This is a genomic window from Parapedobacter sp. 2B3 (assembly GCF_041925275.1).
Taxonomy (GTDB): domain Bacteria; phylum Bacteroidota; class Bacteroidia; order Sphingobacteriales; family Sphingobacteriaceae; genus Parapedobacter; species Parapedobacter pyrenivorans_A.
In genome coordinates this window covers 1-819 of sequence record NZ_JBHEUZ010000059.1, presented here as the reverse complement: position 1 = coordinate 819, position 819 = coordinate 1, and the positions used below count along the sequence as shown (strand labels likewise).

The following is an 819-nucleotide window of genomic DNA, read 5'->3' as shown; positions in this document are numbered from 1 at the left end:
CCTAAAAGTCGCAGCCTTACTTTACCGGCGAGAAATTCCATACAACCCTTGGCTTGGCAATCCTTTATTGGTCAAAAGCAAGGAATATCGTGCTATTCAGCCACAAGCCCCCCTTTCCCCCAAATGCTGTGAGTCCGTTTTTTCGGGAAATACCGGTTTTAGATCAGCAGGGGGCGGTATTGTTGTCTGGAAAAAACCGTTATGGCGGTCTTCCGCGCATGGGTTATCCAGCGGGCACTGACCGTGATGTACTGGAAGCAGATGGCTTTGGCCCGCATCGTCAGCGAGATACCCGGGGTTTTATTGGTAACCAGCACCTGTTTTATCCATTCGAATAAAGTGGCGCACATAGCCATCAGATACATATAAGTGGTGTTGGTGTCCATGTCCATGAAAGGCAGGCGGCTGAGGTTGAAGTCATTCAGCAGATAGCAATTGGATTTCTCCGCATCACCGCGCTGGTTATAGAATTCGATCACCTCTTTTTCAGAACTGTTTCCATCATTGGTGATGATCGCCTGGTAATGGTACGACCGATTTTCAAAAGCATCCAGTTGGTTGCTTTTTTTCAATGTCCTGGTGACCACCACCCGGTACTTTTCTTGGGAATCCTTAAAGCTGTAACAGACGCTGCCCACTTCTTTCCTGTGTTCATTGACCCGGATCGTCTGCCAATCGTCCAGACCGGCAAATGTTTCCCGGATGCCCCTGAAGTCAAGCATGCGGATGTAAAAGCGGACATTCCGGCTATCCATCAGCTCCAGCACCTCTTTTTGGTAGGAGGCGCTGTCGCCACGGAACGCCGATACGGGTATCCTT

The 819-nt window shown here is 49.7% G+C and carries 1 protein-coding gene; it reads right to left on the bottom strand.

From position 1 onward, the window contains the following. Nucleotides 1-158 precede the first annotated feature (158 nt). The coding region (locus tag ACEVG1_RS21030) for a transposase (protein WP_374745698.1) at nucleotides 159-819 on the bottom strand (661 nt) is incomplete at its 5' end.